The following is an 18,958-nucleotide window of genomic DNA, read 5'->3' on the forward strand; positions in this document are numbered from 1 at the left end:
CGACCTACTTTCTCTTGCTTGCCCAAGAGAAAGTAGGCAAAGAGAAGGGCACCCTGCACGGCGCCCTCCGCAGCTTCGCTGCTGCGGGTACGTGAGGGCTGGCCGGGCTTTTTGACGGGACATCCGTGTCCCGTCAAAAAGGCGAGGACTCCTGTCCTCGCCCCCTTCGGGGCCTGATCGTCCAGCCCTCACCGCCGCGCCAAGGGGGTTGAAGATCAAGAGCCAGAGCAAAAGCCAGAGCAAAAGCCAGAGCAAAAGCGCACAAGCGGAACGCCGCGGGCTGCGCCGCGTGCTCTCGTTGGATCTTCGCGAGTGCCTGCGTCTCCCTCTCCCCGTCGGGGAGAGGGTTGGGGTGAGGGGCCGGGCGGAGCGCAAGGCGGATATCGCGACAAGCGCAAACCAGGCTGAAAAGCGGCCGATTCTCGTCGAGCAGCAAGTTCATTTCAGTGAAGCGCAACCCGTCACCCACGTGATGGACATCTAGCTTTTTCCGTTCCGAAGCGCCTTTCTTCAGCACTTCGAGAAAAACATCGCTTCCATCTTCTCCGATGCCCGACCTGCCTAACCTGGACATCCATTCCCCCAAGGAAGGAAACGATGTCCATCCCCGCATCATCACGCGGCATCTCGCTCCTCGAAGTCCTCGTCGCCCTCACCATCTTCAGCATCGGCGCCATCGGCCTCAGCGGCTGGATGACGCTTGCGGCACGCGCCACCCACGCCGGCTACCTGCGCACCCAGGCAAGCTTCCTCGCCGGCGACATGGTGGAGCGCATGCGCGCCAATCCGGCCGGCGTGCGGGCCGATGCTTACGAGGGTGAAGCGCAAGGCGGTGCGACGGCCTGTGGTATTGCTGCTGCGTGCGCGCCGGACGCTCTCGCGGCGCATGACCGGGCCATGTGGGCGGCACGGCTGCAGACGGTGCTGCCGAACGGCAAGGGCACTATTCATTGCGATCGCCACATGGTTGTGTCGCCCGCCGGCACGCCGACTCCGTTCAGCGGTTTGTGCACGATGACGGTGCGCTGGCTCGAGCGCGGCGCGGGCAACCGGCAACATCGCGCCGCGGCGATGCGCAGCTTGGCCTGGGTGTTCCAGCCATGAGTGTCGTGACCTTCCGCTATCGCACGATAGGTGTTTCCCTAATCGAGCTGATGGTCGCCATGGCGCTCGGCCTGATCGTGGCCAGCGGCTTCGTCGCTGTGCTTCTCGCCGTCTCGGCCAGCCAGCGCATGCTGAGCCAGTTCGCCCGCCTGCAGGAAAACGGCCGCTTCGCCATTGCGCGCGTGACGCGGGATCTGCGCATGGCGAACGCGTTCTATTGTCCGCAAGAAGGCGCCATTCCCATCGTCCAGGCCACCGGCTTGAACAGCGCATTGCACGACGTGACGGCGCGATGGGGGCATGCGCCTTATCCGGCGTTCCCTTCATCGCCGTACCGCTTTCCGTCCTTTCTGTGGATGCGTGGTTATCAATGCGGCAAGAAGAGTTGCGTGCCGGAAACACCGGCGAGCCTGCCTGCGATGGGCCGCGCCGTGGGCCAGCGCGTCGTGGGTGCCGACGTGCTGACGCTGCGCTATCTGGACATGGGTGGCGGATGGTCCGCAGGTGCCGGCGCGGTCGTCGGTACTGCGCAGGGCACGATCCACCATGTCGCCATCCACGCCGGTGCGCAGGATCAGGCAATCGCCGATGTCTTCCAGCCGGGCGATCTGCTGATGCTGGCCGGCTGTGCGTCCGCGCAGATCTTTTCGGCGAATCTGCAAGGCGGCAACACGTTCTATCCCGATGCGGTCGAAACCGGCCGCAACATCGCTTCGCCTGCGCTGCCTCCGTCCTTCGCCGCGCTGCGCCTGTTCGACTTCAACCGCGATTTCCGCACCGTCACCTATTACCTGCAGGTGGTGGACGCCGGCGATGGCGCCGCTACCGGCGCGTTGATGCGCCGCGAGAATGGTCTGGCCAACGAGGTGGTGCGCGGCGTGGAGCGGATGGATTTCAGCTATGGCGTAGAAGATGCCGCGGGCGCAGTCCGCCATCTCACGGCGGCGCGAGTCGACGATCGCGGCGGCGGCAGCATTGCTTGTCCCGCGGATGACAATGACTACGGTTGCCTATGGCGGACGGTGCGATCCATCGAAGTTCATGTCCTGATGGACGGCCAGCAGGTGCATGGAGCGCTCGATGCCGTTGCCATGCGCTATGCCTACAGCATCGACGGCGACCTCAAGCCCGCGCCGCCGGACGCCGCCACCCGTGCCGTGCGCCCCTCCGAACAGGGCTTCGATCCGCGCATGCTGCGGCGCGAGTTCAGCGCGTTCGTGGCCGTGCGCCATGACAGCCGATAACGACGGCGCGAGGAACCCGGCATGCATCGAATTTCCTGCCCGCGCCCGCTGGACCGCATGGCGCCACAACGCGGCATCGTGCTGTTGCTGGCCTTGATCTTCCTGCTGCTCTTGACGCTGCTTGCAAGCGGAGCCGTGGGACAGGCCCTGCTGCAGGAGCGCATGGCCGGCGCGCAGCGCAATGCGCAGCAGGCCGCGTTCGCCGCCGAAGCCGCATTGCGCGGCGCGCAGTGGCGGCTTTGGAGCGGCGCTGCCGCAGGGGCGCTGCATTGCGGCGAGGCGCCGGTCGCCGATTGCCATATCGACGATCCGGCGCATCCGAATGCATCGATAGAAGCTTTCCGCCACGCATCCGGATGGATAACCGAGGGCGCAACCGAATACCGGGGTAGCAACGGCAGCCGCGACTTCACCATGCTGCCGGGCAGCGGCTTGGACGCCGAAGCGCGCAGGACGGCCGTGCTGGCGAGAAATCCGGTTTACGTCATCGAGGATCTGGGGCCGGCAAACTCGGGCACCACGGCAGGTACGGGGCGGCGCATCTACCGCATCACCGCACGCGCCACCGGCGGCCGCCCGAACGTCGTGCAGGTCCGGGAAAGCGTGTTCGCCGCTGGCGGCGAGGGTGGCGGGGACTGAGCCCATGCGCGGTGGCGAGCGTGGCTTCTCCCTGGTCGAACTGCTGGCGGCGCTGGCTATCGTCGCCGTGCTCGCAGCGGTGGCGCTGCCGGCGTACCGGCGTCATGCCTATCGCGCGCGGCGTGTCGAGGGCAAGGAGCTGCTGTTGCGCATCGCTCATGCGCAGGAGCGCCATTACGCGACCTATAACCGTTATGGCGATCTGGCTGACCTTGGCTTTGCCGAACCGGCGTGGTCGGAGCAAGGGTTCTATAGGGCGACGTTGCGGTTGGGGGCGGGGGATAGTCCGCAGAGCTTCGTGGCAGTGGCCTGGCCATCAGCGGCGCAGACGGGCGATGCGTGCGGGGTGTTGAGTGTCGACGATACGGGGAGGAAGGAGGCGGCGGGGTCGGGTGATGCTGCCGGCGGTGGGGCTTGTTGGTAGTGCATGGGTCGTTGCGGTGTCGAAGCTTGGCGAGGAGAAGAGCCTTTTGAGCTCGCCGCGAGATTCAGGGTCGCGCTCCGCCCGGCCCCTCACCCCAACCCTCTCCCCGGCGGGGAGAGGGGGATGCAGGCACTCGCGAAGATCCAACGAGAGCACGCGGCGCAGCCCGCGGCGTTCCGCTTGTGCGCTTTTGCTCTGGCTCTTGATCTTCAACCCCCTTGGCGCGGCGGTGAGGGCTGGACGATCAGGCCCCGAAGGGGGCGAGGACAGGAGTCCTCGCCTTTTTGACGGGACACGGATGTCCCGTCAAAAAGCCCGGCCAGCCCTCACGTACCCGCAGCAGCGAAGCTGCGGAGGGCGCCGTGCAGGGTGCCCTTCTCTTTGGTTACTTTCTCTTGGGCAAGCAAGAGAAAGTAACTCGGGCCGCGGCAGCGGCACGAAACCACTCGCCATAGGCGAGACAAGGCAAGCGATAACGCGACAACCATGCGCACCGCTACTGGATGACTCGCTTCACTCGCCCCTTCGGGGCCGCCCTTCGGGCGTTCTTCGCGCTACGCGCTCGTCCGGCCTACGCCGGGATGACGAGCAAAGGCGCCGACTGCATGGCTAAAGCAGAAGCATTGGGGCGAGTCCCGGTCCCTCACCCCAACCCTCTCTAGCGCAGGGACTACCTCCGGGCCGCCCGAAGGGAAGAGAGAACAGCGTTATGGCTGCAACAGGCGCTCCCGCAACCCCGAATGCCGCAGCGTCAACCGCTGCGTGGCGATATCCACCACGTGCTCGCCGCCGACCAGGATGAAGCGTCGCCGCGCCCGGGTGATGCCGGTATACAAAAGCTCGCGCGTCAGAATCCCGCTGTCCTGCGCCGGCAATACCAGCGCCGTGGCATCGAACTCCGAACCCTGCGACTTGTGCACGGTCATCGCGTAGACCGTCTCCAGCTCGCCCAGCCGCGACGGCAGCACGAAGCGGATGCGCGTGCCGTCCGGGCCCGCCGACGGCCCCGCGGCGACGAATGCCACGCGCAGGCGCGGCACGCCATCCTCGCCAGGCACCAGCAACGCCACGCCCACGTCGCCGTTCATCAGGCCGAGGTTGTAGTCATTGCGCGTGACCAGCACCGGGCGGCCCTCGTACCAGAGGTGGCTGGCGTCGATCAGGCGCGCGCGCCCGAGGGTGTCCTCGATCTGGCGGTTGAGTCCCTCGGTGCCGTAGTCGCCGCGGCGCAGCGCGCACAGCACCTGGAAACGGCCGAACGCATCGAGCACGCGGTGCGCCCAGGCCTCGTGCGCGGCATCGCCCGAGCCGGGCGCGGGGCGCTCGTGCCGGAGCAGTTCCAGGTAATGGCGATAACCCTGCAGCGCCTCGCCCTCGGCGGTGAAGCGCCCGCCGCCGCCGCGCAGCACCAGGTCAGCCAGGTCAGCCTGATCCGCGGCATGCGCGATCCACGCGATATCGGCGCTGGGCGTGGCGAACAACTTCCGCAGTCCAGGCAGGTCGCCAGCGTTCACCGCCTGCGCCAGCCATCCGATGCCGCTGTCCGCGCCGAAGCGATGGCTGTGCCGCAGCATCACCACCTGCTGGTCCAGCGCCTGCGCATCGGCGGCAGTCCATGGCTCGACGTCGTCGCCGGACACCTCGCGCAGCCACGCGGCGGTGTCGCCGTCGTAATGGCCGGCTTCCGCGCGCCGGCACAGGTCGCCAAGCACCGCGCCGGCCTCCACCGATGACAGCTGGTCCTTGTCGCCCAGCAGCACCAGCCGCGCGCCGGGCGGCAACGCAGCGAGCACAGCGGACATCATCTCCAGGTCCACCATCGACGCTTCGTCGATCACCAGCACGTCCAGCGGCAGCGGGCGCGTGGCGTCGTGGCGGAAGCGGCGCGTATCCGGACGCGCGCCGAGCAGGCGATGCAGCGTATCGACCTGCGCAGGAATCGCCGCGCGCGCCGCGTCGTCCACGTCCAGTTGCGCCAGCTGGCCCTGGATCGAGGCCTGCAGGCGCGCCGCGGCCTTGCCCGTCGGCGCGGCCAGGCGGATACGCAGCGGCCGCTCGCCGGCGCGCAGGCGCAGCGTCTGCAGCAGGCCGAGCAGGCGCACTACGGTAGTGGTCTTGCCGGTGCCGGGGCCGCCGGTGATCACGGTGAAGGCGCCGCGCGCGGCCAGCGCGCAGGCGATGCGCGGCCAGTCCGGTGTGGCGTCGTTGGAAAACAGCCGGGCCAGTTCGGCGCGCAGATGCGCCGGTGCGGCATGGGGCTGCGCGAGGCGCGCACGAATCGCCTCGGCAACCTGCCGCTCGTGGTTCCAGTAGCGACGCAGGTACAGCCGCGTGCCATCCAGCACCAGCGGCGTGGCATCGTCGCCGGCGCCGATCCATGCCGGCGCGCCGGCTTCAGCCAGGACGCGCGCGATCGCTTCGCGCCATGGCGCCGGCCAGGCCTGTTCTTCGGCCAGCGCTTCCCATAGCGCCAGGTCGAGGCACAGATGGCCATCCGCCACGCGCCGGCTGAGCAGCGCCGCCAGCAGCAGCCACGCGCCATCGGCCGCGGCATCCTGCTCGGCCAGGAAGCGCGCGAAGGCGACGTCCAGCGGGCGCAGGCGCTGCTGCTCTTCGGCGGCGAACAGCGCAAGCAGGCGATGATCAGGCGGCATCGGCGCGGCCTCCCTCGGCGAACAGGCGGTCCATCGCCTCGACCAGGGCCAGCGGCAGGCGTTCGTGATGCACGCCATGGCCCGCACCGTCGATGCCGCGCAGATACAGGTACAGCACGCCGCCGACATGCCGCTCGTAGTCGTAGTCCGGCAAGCGCGCGCGCAGCTGGCGGTGCAGGGCCAGGGTGTAGATCGCGTACTGCAGGTCGTAGCGCTCGCGCAGCACCGAGTCGCGCACCGCCTCGGCGGTATAGGCGCCCGCATCCGCACCCAGCCAGTTGGACTTGTAGTCGACCACGTAATAGCGGCCGCCGTGCTCGAACAGCAGGTCGACGAAACCCTTGAGCATGCCGTTGAGCATGTCGTGCAGCAGCGGCAGGCGCGGGCGTCCATCGAGCGTATGCGCGGTGACCAGGCGGTCCAGCGCCAGCGTGTCCACTTCGTTGACGGCGAACCAGAACTCCAGCTCGGCACGGTAGCGCGCCAGGTCGGACAGCTCCGCCAGGGCCAGCGAGCGCCCGTTGCCCAGCGGCAGCGGCGTGCGCAGCAGCGCCGGCACCCACTGCGCCAGCAGCGCGGCCTGCGCCTGCCAGCCGTGCCGTTGCACGCGGCGCGCGATCAGTTCGGCGAGTGGTGCGGGATCCGCGGCGACGTCGGCAAAGCCTTGCTCGGCCGCCCATTCCAGCAGGTCGTGCAGGAAGGTGCCGGCCACCGCGCCGCGCGGGAAGGCATGGATGCCGCTGCCTTCGGCGGCGGCGACGGGCACCGGCTTTTCCGTGCCGGCTTCGGCCAGTACGTCCTGCGCCGGCGTTTCCGGGGCGGCGGGAGCGGCGCCGGTGAGCTGCGCCTCTTCGTCGTACTTCAGCGCACTGTAGCTGGCGATCCACCAGCGCTCGCCGGGGCGGCCGGCATAGCTGCGGGCGGGCCGGGTATCGGCGCCGTCGTGTGCGATCGGATGGAATACATGCGGTGCCGGCGTTTCCGGCAGGCCTTCGACGGCAATGGCGGTTTCGCCGCCGCGCATCGCCAGCAGCGCGGGCAGCAGCGCGGAAGGCTCGATCGCCGCCCCGCCTGACAGCAAATAGCCGAACGCGGACTTGTGCAGCGCCGAGGCCTTGGCATTGCCGACGTTCACGCAGGCCACGCCGACCCAGCAGGCATAGCGTGCGCGGGTCAACGCGACATAGAGCAGGCGCAGGTCTTCCTGCAGGCGTTCGCGCTCGGCCTGGGCCCAGGCCTGGTCGTCCGGCTCCAGGTCCAGGTGCGGCCGGCCGGCGTCGTCATGCCATACGAACAGGTCGTCGCGCCTCACTTCGCGCGCCGCGCAGGCGAACGGCAGCAGCACCAGGGGATATTCCAGGCCCTTGGACTTGTGCACCGTCACCACCTTGACCAGCTCGGCTTCGCTTTCGAGGCGCACGATCTGTTCCTCGGCCGCCTCGGCCTGGCCTTCGCGCGCGTCGGCGACCTGCTCGGCCAGGTGGCGGATCAGCGCGTGCTCGCCATCGATCGCGGCGGCCGCCTGCTGCAGCAGCTCGGCCAGGTGCAACAGATTCGTCAGCGCGCGTTCGCCGCCGTCGCGTGCCAGCAGCCGCGCCGGCAGGTCGAAGGCATGCAGCAGGTCATGCAGCATGGCCAGTACGCCGTGGCGGCGCCAGGTCTGCTGGAAGGCGCGGAAGCGTTCGCCGCAGGCTTCCCAGCCGCGCTCGTCGGTATTGAGGCGATCCAGTTCGGCGTCGTCGCGGTCGAGGCTGCGGGTGGCCAGCGCGGCGCGCATGGCGCGGTCGGAGCCGGGCTCGGCGCAGGCCTTCAGCCACAGCAGCAGATCCGCCGCCTCGGGCGCGCAGAACACCGAATCGCGATCGGACAGGTACACGCTGCGCAGCCCCGCTTCGCGCAGCGCGGTGCGCACCAGCGCCGCCTCGCGGCCGCTGCGCACCAGGATCGCGATGTCGCCCGGCGCCAGCGGCACCAGCATGCCGTCGGGCGTGGCGAAGCCGCAGCGCCGCTCGCGCGCCGCAGCCAGCAGGCCGGCCAGCCACGCCGTCGCCTGCGCGGCCATGCGCTGGCGATAGGCGGTGCTGCCGACGCACTGGCCTTCGTCCAGCACCGCCAGCTGCAGCGCGGGCACCGGCGCGCCGTCGAGCACCAGCTCGGCCGGGCGGCCGCGCGCGGCGACCGGATGGAACGGCAGGCCGCGCTCGCCGCGGCCGAACGCGAAGGCACCGTCGGCGTGGCGATCGGCGTGCTCGAACACGCGATTGACCGCGCGCACCAGCGCCGCGGTGGAACGATGGTTGGTGCCCAGCGTCCACACCGGTGGCGCCGCAGTCTCGCGCGCCTGCAGGTAGGTGTGGATGTCGGCGCCGCGGAAGGCATAGATCGCCTGCTTGGGATCGCCGATCAGCAGCAGGCCAAGTTCCGCACGCGCGGCATACAGGCGATGGAAAATGCGCCACTGCAGCGGGTCGGTGTCCTGGAATTCGTCGATCAGCGCGACCGGATACTGCGCGGCGATGGTGTCGGCCAGGCGCGCGCCGGCGGGACCGTGCAGCGCTTCGTCCAGGCGGCGCAGCATGTCGTCGAAGCCGAGCAGGGCGCGCTGGCGCTTGGCCAGGTCGACCCGCGCGGCGACCCAGGGCGTGGCGTGGGCGAGGACCAGCGGCTGGGCCAGGTCGAGTTCGGCGGCGCTGGCGATCGCTTCGTCGATGGCCGCGAACGCGGCGTGTGCGGGCGCGCTGCGGTTCTTGTTGACCGCGCCGTCCAGGCGCGACTGCGCGTAGCGGGCCAGCAGCTTGTCGTCGGCCTCGCCGCCTTCGGCCCAGGCGCGCAGCGCGGCCAGGTCCTGCGGCAGGCGTTCGGCGGGGTAGCTGCGGCCATTCAGTGCCTTGTCGCGCAGCGCATCTTCCAGTCGGCGTTCGATGGTTTCGCGGTCGGCCAGCCACAGCGTGCGTGCGTGCGTCGTCGCGTGCTGGAAGCGCAGCAGCGGCGCCTCCAGGATCGCCTGCACATCCGCCGCCCGCGGCAACGGCTGGCCGTGCAGGCGCAGGTCAGCGACGTTCTGGCGCAGCAGCGGCCGCAGCGCCAGCTGCAGCTCGCGCGGGCTGCCCCACCAGCGCGCCAGCAGCGCCGCCGCATCGCGCCCCAGCGGCAGGCACTGCAGGCGCCAGTAGTCGCGCACCGCTTCGGCCAGCAGTTCGCCGTCGTCGGTCTGGATGTCCTGCACGAAGGGATGGCCGCTGTCGAACGCGTGCTGGGCGAGCATGCGCTGTGCCCAGCCGTGGATGGTGTGCACCGCGGCCTCGTCCATCCATTGCGCGGCCAGTTCCAGCTGGCGCGCGGCGGCGGCGCGTGCATCCGGATGCGGGTATTCGGCGAGCAGCGCGGCGAGGAAATCGTCCGGGGCCGGCTGTCCGCGGAACACGGTGGCGCCCTCGGTGAGGCGTGCGCGGATGCGGTCGCGCAACTCCGCGGTGGCCGCCTTGGTGAAGGTCAGCACCAGGATCTGCGCCGGCAGCAGCGGCGTGCCGCTGCCATGGCCGAGCACCAGGCGCAGGTACAGCGCGGCGATGGTCCAGGTCTTGCCCGTGCCGGCGCTGGCTTCGATCAGGCGCACGCCATGCAGCGGCAGCTGTAGCGGATCCAGCGGCTGCGCACTCATGTGCCGTCCTCCCAGCGCACGTTCTGCGCGAGGGCGCGGTAGAGCGGCAGCCAGCGCTCGAAGCCGGCGTCGAGCATGGCCTGCAGCGTGGGCCAGGCGCGTTGCAGGTACGTATCCTCGTCCACTTCGGCGTGGCGCTGGCCGCTGTCGTCGCGGTCGTAGCACTGGCGCGCCGCGGCGGCCGCATCGCGGCCGTCGTGCTCGGCCTGCAGCCAGGCGAAGGCGGTCTTGCGCGCGAGCGGCAGCGGCGCGCGCATGCCGTGGCGCAGCGCGTCGAGCAGTTCGTCCAGCAGGGCGCGCGCCTGCGCCGGATCGAGCGCGGGAAAGTACGGCTGCGCATCCATCGCGATCACCCGCGTCTGCACCCGCAGTCCGCCAGCATGCGCGAACAGGTGCGCGACCCAGGCGGCGACCAGCTTGTCCAGCCGGCGTCCGCGCGGGCGCGCCAGCAGCGGGCCCTGGATCAGTTCCAGGCGCACGTAGTCGATACCGGCCTGCGCGGGATCGGGCCGGCGCAGGTCCGACAGCCAGTCTTCCAGCGGCAGGCCATCGGCTTCGTGGCGCAGTTCGTACTTGTCGTCGACGCGTGGCCAGCGCCCGTCGGCGGCATGCCAGTGCGCCGCGAGGGTGCCGGCTTCGCGCGCGATGCTCTCCTGCCACAGCTCGCCGAAGCCGCCTGTCGGCAGCAGGCCTTGTGCGCCCAGCCGCTGGACGGCGTCGACGACCGCGCGCGATGCGGCGCCGCCATCGCCGGCCAGCGCCGCCTGCAGCACGCCCTGGATCGCCTGGTAGCGCTCCAGTCCGTCCAGCGCGAACGGCTCGTCGTCCAGCGTGTCGGCTTCCTCGCCGCCGAAATAGACCTTCAGGCGCTGGTTGAAGAAGTGGCGCACCGGCCGCGCCAGAAAGCTTTGCAGCGCATCCAGCGCGAGCGGCGCTTCCGGCTGCCAGGGCGCCAGCGGTTCGGCGGCCGTGCCGCGTGCGTCGGCCGCGTGTGCGCGCTGCCATTCGTGCGCATAGGTAAAGAGGCGGGGGGCGTCGTCGGCGCCGAAGTAGCGCCGGCTGAAAGGCTGCAGCGGGTATTCGGTGGTGAGCTCGCCGGGCAGGTCGTCCGCGTCCTGCGCCGGGCGCCAGCCCGCGGCGAGATAGTCGCGCAACTGGCCGACCAGCACCGACGGCGGCAGCACCGTGTTGTCGCGCACGCTGCGGCCGACCCAGCTCACATGCAGGGTGTCGCGCGCGGACAGCAGCGCTTCCAGGAACAGATAGCGGTCGTCCTCGCGGCGCGAGCGGTCGCCCGGCAGGGCCTGGCCCGGCTGCGCCATCAGGTCGAAATCGGCAGGGGTTTGTTGACGGGGATAGTCGCCGTCGTTCATGCCGAGCAGGCAGACCACGCGGAACGGAATGGCGCGCATCGGCATCAGCGTGCCGAAGCTCACCGCGCCGCCCATGAAGCGCTGCGACAGGCGGCTGGCGTCGATGCTTTCGAGCCAGTGCTCGCGCACGATCTCCAGCGGCAGCGGCTCGTCCAGCGCCGCTTCCGCGCAGGCGTCGAGCCAGGCGTCCAGGCTTTCGTCGAGGCGGCGCAGGCGGTCGCCGTCGGTGCCGTCCCCGCTGTCGAAGAACGCGGCGAGCAGGTCGCGCAGCCGCGTCGCCCAGACCATCGGCGCGGCGGGCGCGCGCAGCGCATGCCAATGCAGTTCCAACTGGTCGAGCAGGCGGCTGAGCGGGCCGAGCAGGCTGGCGTCGAGGCCGCCGACTTCGCCGTAGGGCGCGGTGTCCTGCCAGGTCTCGCCAGGGCCGACCGCATAGCCGAGCAGCAGCCGGCGCAGGCCGAAGGCCCAGCTGTTCTGCGCCTGCGGCGGCAGCCCGAGGCTTTCCTTCTGCGCGCCGTCCAGGCCCCAGCGAATGCCGGCGCCCTCGATCCAGCGCCGCAACGTGGGCAGGCCGGTCTCGTCGATATCGAACCGGTCGCGCAGCGCGGGCACGTCGAGCAGGTCGAGGATGTCGCTGACGGTGAAGCGCGATTCCGGCAGCGACAGCAGGTGTTCCAGCGCCACCAGCAGCGGCGCGGCGCCGCGGTCCGGCTGGTCGGCGACGGCGTAGGGCAGGTGGCGCGGATCGCCGGGCGGAATGCGGCCGAACACCGCCTGCACATGCGGCGCGTAGCCCTGGATGTCCGGCACCATCACGATCACATCGCGCGGCGCCAGCGGACGGCCTTCGCGCTGGGCCTGCTCGAACAGCGCGAGCAGGCGGTCGTGCAGGATCTCCACCTCGCGCTGCGCGTTGTGGGCGACGTGGAAGCTCAGCGAGTCGTCGTCCTCGCGCCAGGCGCGACGTTGCGCCGGATCGCCGGGCAGCGGCTCGAGATCGAGCACGGCCTGCTGCACCTGGTGCAGCAAGGTATCGCGACCGGGATCGGCGAACAGGTCGATGCTCGAACCCCAGGCGCTGAAGCGGCGGCGATAACGCTCCGGCTGGTCGAAGCTGTCGAGCAGGCGGATGTAGTCGCGCCCCTGCTTGCCCCACGCCGCCAGCAGCGGGTTGGCGTGCAGGTGCAGCTCTTCGTAGCGCGGCTGCTCGGGCAGGCCGGGCTTGCCGGGCTGGCGCCGGCGTTCGCCGCGCAGCAGCTCGCGGTCCTCGATGATGTCGGCCCAGTAGTGGCGGCAGGGATTGGCCACCATCAGCAGCACCTGGCTGTGCCGGGCCAATGCGGTGAGCGCTTCCAGCGTCTGCAGCGGCAGCGAGGAGATGCCGAACACCACGATGCGCCGCGGCAGCCGCGCCGGCCGTTCGGCCATCGCCTGCGCGCGCTCGACGAAGGCGGCGTGGACCGCGGCGCGATGGCTGTCGCGGAAGGCGGGACCGACATCGTCCAGCAGCAGTCGCCACAGCTGTGCCTGCCAGCGCTGTCCCGAAGGCAGCGGCGCTCGCCGGCCGCGCCAGTCGTCGGCCAGCTCGTCGACGCCGCGTTCCCAGTCGGCCAGCCAGTGCGCGCGATAGACCTGGTACTGGTCGAACAGGTCGGCGATGCGCGCGGCGAGCTGGTAGCGCTTGCGCCAGTCGGGCTGCTCGCCGAGGAAGTCGCGCAGCGGGCGGAAGTCGGCGTCGTCCAGGTGGCGCGGGATCAGCCGCAGCAACCGCCAGGCCAGGCGCGATTTGTCGAACGGCGAGGTCGGCGGCACCGCATCGCGGCCGAGCACCGCGCGATAGGCGTCCCACAGGAAGCGGCCGGGCAACTGCACCTGCACCGCGGCGCTTATGCCCAGGCCGCCTGCTTCCGGCGGCCGCGCCAGGGCCAGCTTCAGCCACTGCGCGATGCCGTTGCTCTGCACCAGCATCAGCTCGTCTTCCAGCGGGCGCAGCGGCGTGCGCTGGATCCAGGCGGTGAGCAGGTCGCGCAGATCCTCCAGGCGGTTGCCATGGATGACCATCAGGCCCGGTTCGATCGGCACGTCGAGGGGCAGGGCCAGGGTGGCGGTCACGGCCGGCGGCGCGAAGAGGTGGTCATGCGGGAATTGTGGCGGACATCGGCGTGGCACGCCACGCGTGCCGGTGTTGCTGCGCACCCGCAGCGAGCGGACCCTGAAACGAACATCGCCGCATGCGGTGAGGCATGCGGCGATGGGTGTTGCGGGTGAAGCTTGGCAGTGGGCCACGCATGTTTGTGCGCGGGTGACGCATTGTGCGCCAACGTATGTGGTCGGTGTCAATACTTTTGTGTCTGCCCGAACGCGGCGGCGGTGATCGATGCGGATGACGATCGACGCCGGCGAGGCGTCGTCATGCGACGCATGCGTCGAGGTCGGCGACTGTTTTCATGATCAGAATGTGTAGCGCGCGCGGCCATACCAATACGCGCCGTTGACGCCGATCGGCGAGATCACGTCATACGGAAAATTGCCGGCATAGTTGATGTCGCTGTTGGAACGGGTCGGGTATTGGTTGGTGAGGTTGTAGCCGCCCAGCGCCAGGCTGAAGCGCGACGTCAGATGCAGTTCGGCCTCGGCGTCGAGCTGCCAGCGCGCGGCATAGACCTGGCGCGGTTCGAAGCCGCCGCCGAAGTCGAACACGCGCACGGTCGAACCCTGCCGCGTGACGCGGCCGAGCAGGGACCAGCGGCGGTTGTTCCAGCTGGCGCTGAACGAGCCGCGCTGGCGCGGCGCGGCGTCGGTGAGCGTGTTGCGCTCCTCGTCGCCGAACAGCACGTTGCCGGCGCCGGTGGCGGCCAGTTCCGGCGGCGTGGCGCGCACGGCGCGGATATCGGTGTGGTTGCGGCTGTAGGCGAGGGTCAGCAGCAAGTTGCCGCCGGCCCAGGGCGTGCGGTAGTTGCCGACCAGCTCGGCGCCGCGCGTGCGGGTATCCACCGCATTGGTGAAGAAGGCCACGCTCTGCACGCCGGGGACACCGAAGTGCTGCAGGATGTAATCCTCGAGTCCGGCGCTGTCGATGGTCTCGGACAGGGTGACGCGGTCGTCGATGCTGATCTGGTAGGCGTCCAGGCTGAAATCGAAGTGCTCGCCGACCTGGCCGGTCAACCCTAAGCTGAAATTGCGCGACTTCTCCGGCTTCAGCGCCTGCGCGCCCAGGCCGCGCGCGATCGGGTTGCGCACGGACAGAATGCGTCCGGTGACCAGCTTGCCGTCGGCACCGTAGCCGCTGGTGGTGGATTCGAAGCCGATCTGGCTGAGCGAGGGCGCGCGGAAATTGTTGGAGGCGGCGCCGCGCAGCGCGAAGCCCGGCGCGAACTCCCAGCGTGCGCTGAGCTTGCCGCTCCAGTTGCCGCCGAAATCGCTGTAGTGCTCGTAGCGCGCCGCGGCATCGGCAAAGAAATGATCCGTGATGTCGCTGGACAGCTCCGCGTAAGCGGCGCCGACGTTGCGCGACAGCCGCGCGGCATCCTGCGGCTGCAGGCCGCCGCCGGCCTGCGCGCCGACCGGCGCATCGAGATAGGGGCCGGCGGCATACGAGGCCGGGTCGCCCGGCAGGGTGCGGAACCGTTCGTGGCGGTATTCGGCGCCGAGCGCCAGCGTGACGTAGCGGCTGCCGGCGGCGAATTCGCGGTTGCCGTCGAGGTTGGCGCTGCCCTGGTCGAAGCGGTAGCTGCCGATATGGAAGGCGGTCGGGCTGGCCGCACCCAGCGAGGCGTTGAGCGAATTGCGCAGGTCGTAGTCGAAGGCATTGCTGCCCCAGTTGAGGCTGCCGTCGAGGTTCCACTCGGCGAGCTTGCCGCGGATGCCGGCGGCGGTCTGCACGTCGCGGTTGCTGCCGACGGATTCGGGACGGTAACCGTCGGGATAGATGGCCGGCACGTTGGCGCTGCTGTCCGGATAGCGGAAGTAGTTGTCGCCGATGGTATGGCGCTGCGTATACGTGCCGAACCAGTACAGCCGCGCGGTATCGCCCAGCGGCAGTTCGCTGTTGAGCCAGCCGCTGTAGTTCTCCGACTTGGGGTCGCCCGCGGCGTAGTTGCGCTTGCCGCGCAAGGCCAGGTTGGCGGGCGTGGGATCGGCCAGCCAGTCGGGCACGGTGTCGATGCCGGCGCGGTTGGTGGCATCGTGATGGCCGGCCTCGATGCCGGCGCGGAAGAAACCGCTGCCGGCCAGCCGCGTGCCGAACTTGGCGGCGCCATAGCTGCTGTTGCCGTCGGTGATGGTGCGGTCGGCGGGGCCGAAGCGGGTGTGGTTGGCGCCATAGCTGCCCACCACCTCGCCGCCGTCCGGCGCGTCGTCCAGGATGATGTTGACCACGCCGGCGATGGCGTCCGAGCCGTACTGCGCGCCGGCACCATCGCGCAGCACTTCCACCCGCTTGATCGCGCTGATCGGGATCGCATTGAAATCCACCGGCGTGGTGCCGCGCCCGATCTTGGTGTCGGTGTTGACCAGGGCCGAGGTGTGGAAGCGCTTGCCGTTGACCAGCACCAGCACCTGGTCCGGCGACAGTCCGCGCAGCTGCGCCGCGCGCACGTGATCCGAGCCGCCGGAATTGGATTGGCGCGGGAAGTTGAACGAAGGCAGCAGGTTGGCCAGCGCCTGGCCCAGTTCGCCGTTGACCGCGCCGGCGGCGCGCAGGTCGTCCTGGCTCAGCACGTCCACCGGCACCGGCGATTCCAGCGCGGTGCGGCTGCTGGCGCGCACGCCGGTCACCACGACCTGGTCCAGGGTGCGCGCTTGCTGGTCGGCGGCCTGCTGGGCCTGCGCCTGCAGTGCGGCCAGGGCAAGCACGAGGGTGGCGGACAGTCGGGTGCGGCGGTACTTCCGGGATGGGGCGGACATGCGGATTCCTTGCAGGCGGCGGCAGCGGATCGCGCCGCGCGGTGCGCGGCGTCGAGGTCGATCGAAAGGTGGCGCGGGGCTCAGCGCCCGGCGCGGCGGCTCAGCGGCAACGGCAACATCGCCGCATTCGCACGGTGCGCGAGAGGCTGGGTTGTCCGTCGGGCGAGATGGGCACGGTGCGGGGACGCGAGCAGGTGGAAGAGCGGTGGAGTCGGCTGCGCAAGCGCGCCGTTCGGCATTTGTTGCATTGCGCAAGGCTCGTGTCAATACTTCGTTACGGTTCGTGCGGGCGTCCGAGGGCCTATCCGTCTGGACGTCCAAATGAAAGGAGTGTCGCGCGACGCGGCCGCTTCTATCCCTCCACGCCGCCGGACCCGAAGCTGTAGCGCACGCGCGCATATACATACCGGCCGTTGATGCCGACCGGCGAGATCACGTCGTAGGGAAAGTTTCCGCCGTAGTCGATATCGCTGCGGGAACGGGTGGGGTAGCGATCGGTGAGGTTGTAGCCGCCCACCGCCAGGCTGAAACGCGGGCTGAGGCGCAGCTCGGCTTCGGCGTCGAACTGCCAGCGCGCGGCATGACGCTGGCGTGGCTGGTGGCCGTCGCCGAAGTCGAACACGCGCACCGTCGAGCCCTGCCGCGTGGCCCGGCCGAGCAGTGACCAGCGCCGATCGTTCCAGCTGGCGGTGAACGAGCCGCGCTCGCGCGGGGCGGCGTCGGTGAGGGTGTTGCGCTCCTCGGCGCCGAACAGCAGGTTGCGGGCGCCGATGGCGGTCAGTTGCGACGGCGTGGGCCGCACGCGGCGGATGTCGGTGCGGTTGTAGCTGTAGGCCAGCGTGAGCAGCAGCTTGCCGCCGGCCAGTGGCGCACGGTAGTTGCCGACGAACTCGGCGCCGCGCGTGCGCGTGTCGACTGCGTTGGTGAAGAACGCCACGCTCTGCACGCCGGGGACGCCGAAGCGTCGCTGGATATGGCTCTCCAGGCCGGGGCTGCGGATGGTCTCGGACAGCGTGACGCGATCGGCGACGCTGATCCGATAAACGTCCAGGCTGAAATCAAGATAGTCGCCGAGCTTGCCGGTGAGACCCAGGCTGAGATTGCGCGAGGTCTCCGGCTTGAGCGCCCGTGCGCCCAGGCCGCGCGCGATGGGGTTGTTCACCGAAAGAATGCGGCCGCTGAGCAGCCTGCCGTCGGCGCCGTAACCGCTGGTGGTGGATTCGAAGCCGATCTGGCTGAGCGCGGGTGCGCGGAAGTTGTCGGACACCGTGCCGCGCAGCGCGAAGCCCGGCACGAACTCCCAGCGCGCGCTGAGCTTGCCGCTGCGGTTGCCGCCGAAGTCGCCGTAGTGTTCGTAGCGCGCCGCCAGGTCGATGAAGACCCGTTCGGTGAGATCGCTGGAGACTTCTGCGTAGACGGCGCCGACGCGGCGCGCGATCCGCGCGGCATCCTGCGGCTGCAGACCGCCTCCGGCCTGGGCGCCGATCGGCGCAGCGGCATAGGTGCCGGCTGCGTACGAAGCCGGGTCGCCGGGCCGGGTGCGGAAACGCTCGCGGCGGAATTCGCCGCCCACGGCCAGGTTGAGATAGGCATCGCCTACCGCCAGGCCGCGCTTGCCGTCCAGATTGGCGCTCTCCAGCGCGAAGCGATAGCCGCCGAGACGAAAGGCGGTCGGGCTGGCCGGCCCCAGCGAGGCATTGAGCGAGCGGCGCAGGTCATAGTCGAAGACGTTGCCGCCCACGTTGAAGCTGCCGTCGAGATCCCAGCCCGCCACCTGGCCGCGGATGCCGAGCATGAACTGCATGTCGCGGTTGCGGCCGACCGATTCGGGACGGTAGCCGTCGGGATAGATGGCCGGCACGTTGGCGCTGCTGTCCGGATAGCGGAAGTAATTGGCGCCGATGGTGCGTCGCCGGGCATACATGCCGAGCAGGTAGAGGCGTGCATTCGCGTCCAGCGGGAGTTCGCCATTGAGCCAGCCGCTGTAGTTCTCCGATTGCGGATCGCCCGCCGCGTAGTTGCGCTTGCCGCGCAGGGCCAGGTTGGCGGGCGTGGGGTCGGCCAGCCAGTCGGGCACGGTGTCGCTGCCGGCACGGTTGGTGGCCTTGCGCCGGCCGGTTTCCACGCCCGCATTGAGAAAGCCGTCGCCGGGCAGGCGCGTGCCGAACCTGGCATAGGTATGGCCGCCGTTGCCGTCGGTGATGCGCTGGCGGGTCGCCGGGACATCGGTGCGATGCGCGCCTAAAGTGCGCACGACCTCGCCGCCGTCGGCCGCGTCGTCGAGGACGATGTTGATCACGCCGGCGATGGCGTCCGAGCCGTACTGCGCGCCGGCACCATCGCGCAGCACTTCCACCCGCTTGATCGCGCTGATCGGGATCGCGTTGAAGTCCACCGGCGTGGTGCCGCGCCCGATCTTGGTGTCGGTGTTGACCAGGGCCGAGGTGTGGAAGCGCTTGCCGTTGACCAGCACCAGCACCTGGTCCGGCGACAGTCCGCGCAGCTGCGCCGCGCGCACGTGATCCGAGCCGCCGGAATTGGATTGGCGCGGGAAGTTGAACGAAGGCAGCAGGTTGGCCAGCGCCTGGCCCAGTTCGCCGTTGATGGCGCCGGCAGTGCGCAGGTCGTTCCGGCTCAATACATCGACCGGAGCCGGCAGCGCGGTGGCGGTGCGTCCGCTGGCGCGCACGCCGATCACCACGATCTTTTCCAACTGGTGCACCTGCTCGTCTGCGGCGACCTCCCAGGCCTGCGCCTGGGCAACGAGGGTGGCCAGGGCGATCGCGGCGGGCAGGCGGGCGAGGCGGTACTTGCGGTGAAGAGCGGGCATGCTTCGCTTCCGTGTGGCGCGGCGAAATCCGCCGCAGCCGCATTTGTTCATTGCGAAAAGCTCGCGACAATGCTTTGCTTGCCGCTCTTTCTATCCATTTGGACGTCCAAACGGCGATGGCCGG

10 protein-coding genes are annotated in these 18,958 nt (G+C 69.9%); 5 read left to right on the top strand and 5 right to left on the bottom strand.

The genetic code is table 11. From position 1 onward, the window contains the following. Positions 1-208 precede the first annotated feature (208 nt). The 5 genes from BM172_RS22530 to BM172_RS11755 all read left to right on the top strand — a co-directional run bounded on the left by BM172_RS22530 (position 209) and on the right by BM172_RS11755 (position 3,411). Positions 209-484: a hypothetical protein gene (locus tag BM172_RS22530; RefSeq protein ID WP_026633320.1), complete on the top strand. Its 276-nt coding sequence runs from the start codon at positions 209-211 to the stop codon at positions 482-484. A gap of 113 nt (positions 485-597) precedes the next feature. Further along, entirely contained in the window at positions 598-1,104 is a 507-nt protein-coding gene (pilV, locus tag BM172_RS11740) for a type IV pilus modification protein PilV (RefSeq protein ID WP_051548296.1), read from the top strand. Beyond that, complete coding sequence (locus BM172_RS11745; RefSeq protein WP_081804985.1) at positions 1,101-2,348, top strand: PilW family protein; 1,248 nt, start codon at positions 1,101-1,103, stop codon at positions 2,346-2,348. The genes pilV and BM172_RS11745 overlap by 4 nt, the downstream gene beginning before the upstream one ends. Before the next feature lie 57 nt (positions 2,349-2,405). Continuing rightward, positions 2,406-2,987, top strand: a complete 582-nt coding sequence (locus tag BM172_RS11750) for a PilX N-terminal domain-containing pilus assembly protein (RefSeq protein ID WP_177218813.1) — start codon at positions 2,406-2,408, stop codon at positions 2,985-2,987. A gap of 4 nt (positions 2,988-2,991) precedes the next feature. Continuing rightward, positions 2,992-3,411: a type IV pilin protein gene (locus BM172_RS11755; RefSeq protein WP_143096516.1), complete on the top strand. Its 420-nt coding sequence runs from the start codon at positions 2,992-2,994 to the stop codon at positions 3,409-3,411. A gap of 707 nt (positions 3,412-4,118) precedes the next feature. Here BM172_RS11755 and recD read toward each other — a convergent pair. From recD to BM172_RS11780, 5 genes are all read right to left on the bottom strand, one after another. Further along, the gene (gene recD, locus BM172_RS11760; RefSeq protein ID WP_026633318.1) at positions 4,119-6,065 is read right to left on the bottom strand and encodes an exodeoxyribonuclease V subunit alpha; all 1,947 of its coding nucleotides are present in this window, start codon (positions 6,063-6,065) and stop codon (positions 4,119-4,121) included. Continuing rightward, a complete protein-coding gene (gene recB / locus BM172_RS11765) occupies positions 6,055-9,726 on the bottom strand; it encodes an exodeoxyribonuclease V subunit beta (protein WP_026633317.1) in 3,672 nt (1,223 codons plus the stop codon). The genes recD and recB overlap by 11 nt, the downstream gene beginning before the upstream one ends. Further along, the gene (gene recC, locus BM172_RS11770) at positions 9,723-13,211 is read right to left on the bottom strand and encodes an exodeoxyribonuclease V subunit gamma (RefSeq protein ID WP_026633316.1); all 3,489 of its coding nucleotides are present in this window, start codon (positions 13,209-13,211) and stop codon (positions 9,723-9,725) included. The genes recB and recC overlap by 4 nt, the downstream gene beginning before the upstream one ends. A 339-nt stretch (positions 13,212-13,550) precedes the next feature. Further along, a complete protein-coding gene (locus BM172_RS11775) occupies positions 13,551-16,004 on the bottom strand; it encodes a TonB-dependent receptor plug domain-containing protein (RefSeq protein WP_026633315.1) in 2,454 nt (817 codons plus the stop codon). A 352-nt stretch (positions 16,005-16,356) separates the two neighbouring features. Further along, positions 16,357-18,834 (bottom strand): TonB-dependent receptor plug domain-containing protein, encoded by a 2,478-nt coding sequence (locus tag BM172_RS11780; RefSeq protein ID WP_026633314.1) that lies wholly within the window; start codon positions 18,832-18,834, stop codon positions 16,357-16,359. Between the last annotated feature and the right edge of the window lie 124 nt (positions 18,835-18,958).

This window comes from Dyella marensis (assembly GCF_900112865.1).
Taxonomy (GTDB): Bacteria; Pseudomonadota; Gammaproteobacteria; order Xanthomonadales; family Rhodanobacteraceae; genus Dyella_D; species Dyella_D marensis_A.

Excerpts from the sequence above, each read along its gene's own strand:
- pilV (WP_051548296.1), top strand. The coding sequence starts at position 598 with ATGTCCATCCCCGCATCATCACGCGGCATCTCGCTCCTCGAAGTCCTC.
- BM172_RS11745 (WP_081804985.1), top strand. The coding sequence starts at position 1,101 with ATGAGTGTCGTGACCTTCCGCTATCGCACGATAGGTGTTTCCCTAATC.
- BM172_RS11750 (WP_177218813.1), top strand. The coding sequence starts at position 2,406 with ATGGCGCCACAACGCGGCATCGTGCTGTTGCTGGCCTTGATCTTCCTG.
- BM172_RS11755 (WP_143096516.1), top strand. The coding sequence starts at position 2,992 with ATGCGCGGTGGCGAGCGTGGCTTCTCCCTGGTCGAACTGCTGGCGGCG.
- recD (WP_026633318.1), bottom strand. The coding sequence starts at position 6,065 with ATGCCGCCTGATCATCGCCTGCTTGCGCTGTTCGCCGCCGAAGAGCAG.
- recB (WP_026633317.1), bottom strand. The coding sequence starts at position 9,726 with ATGAGTGCGCAGCCGCTGGATCCGCTACAGCTGCCGCTGCATGGCGTG.
- BM172_RS11775 (WP_026633315.1), bottom strand. The coding sequence starts at position 16,004 with ATGTCCGCCCCATCCCGGAAGTACCGCCGCACCCGACTGTCCGCCACC.
- BM172_RS11780 (WP_026633314.1), bottom strand. The coding sequence starts at position 18,834 with ATGCCCGCTCTTCACCGCAAGTACCGCCTCGCCCGCCTGCCCGCCGCG.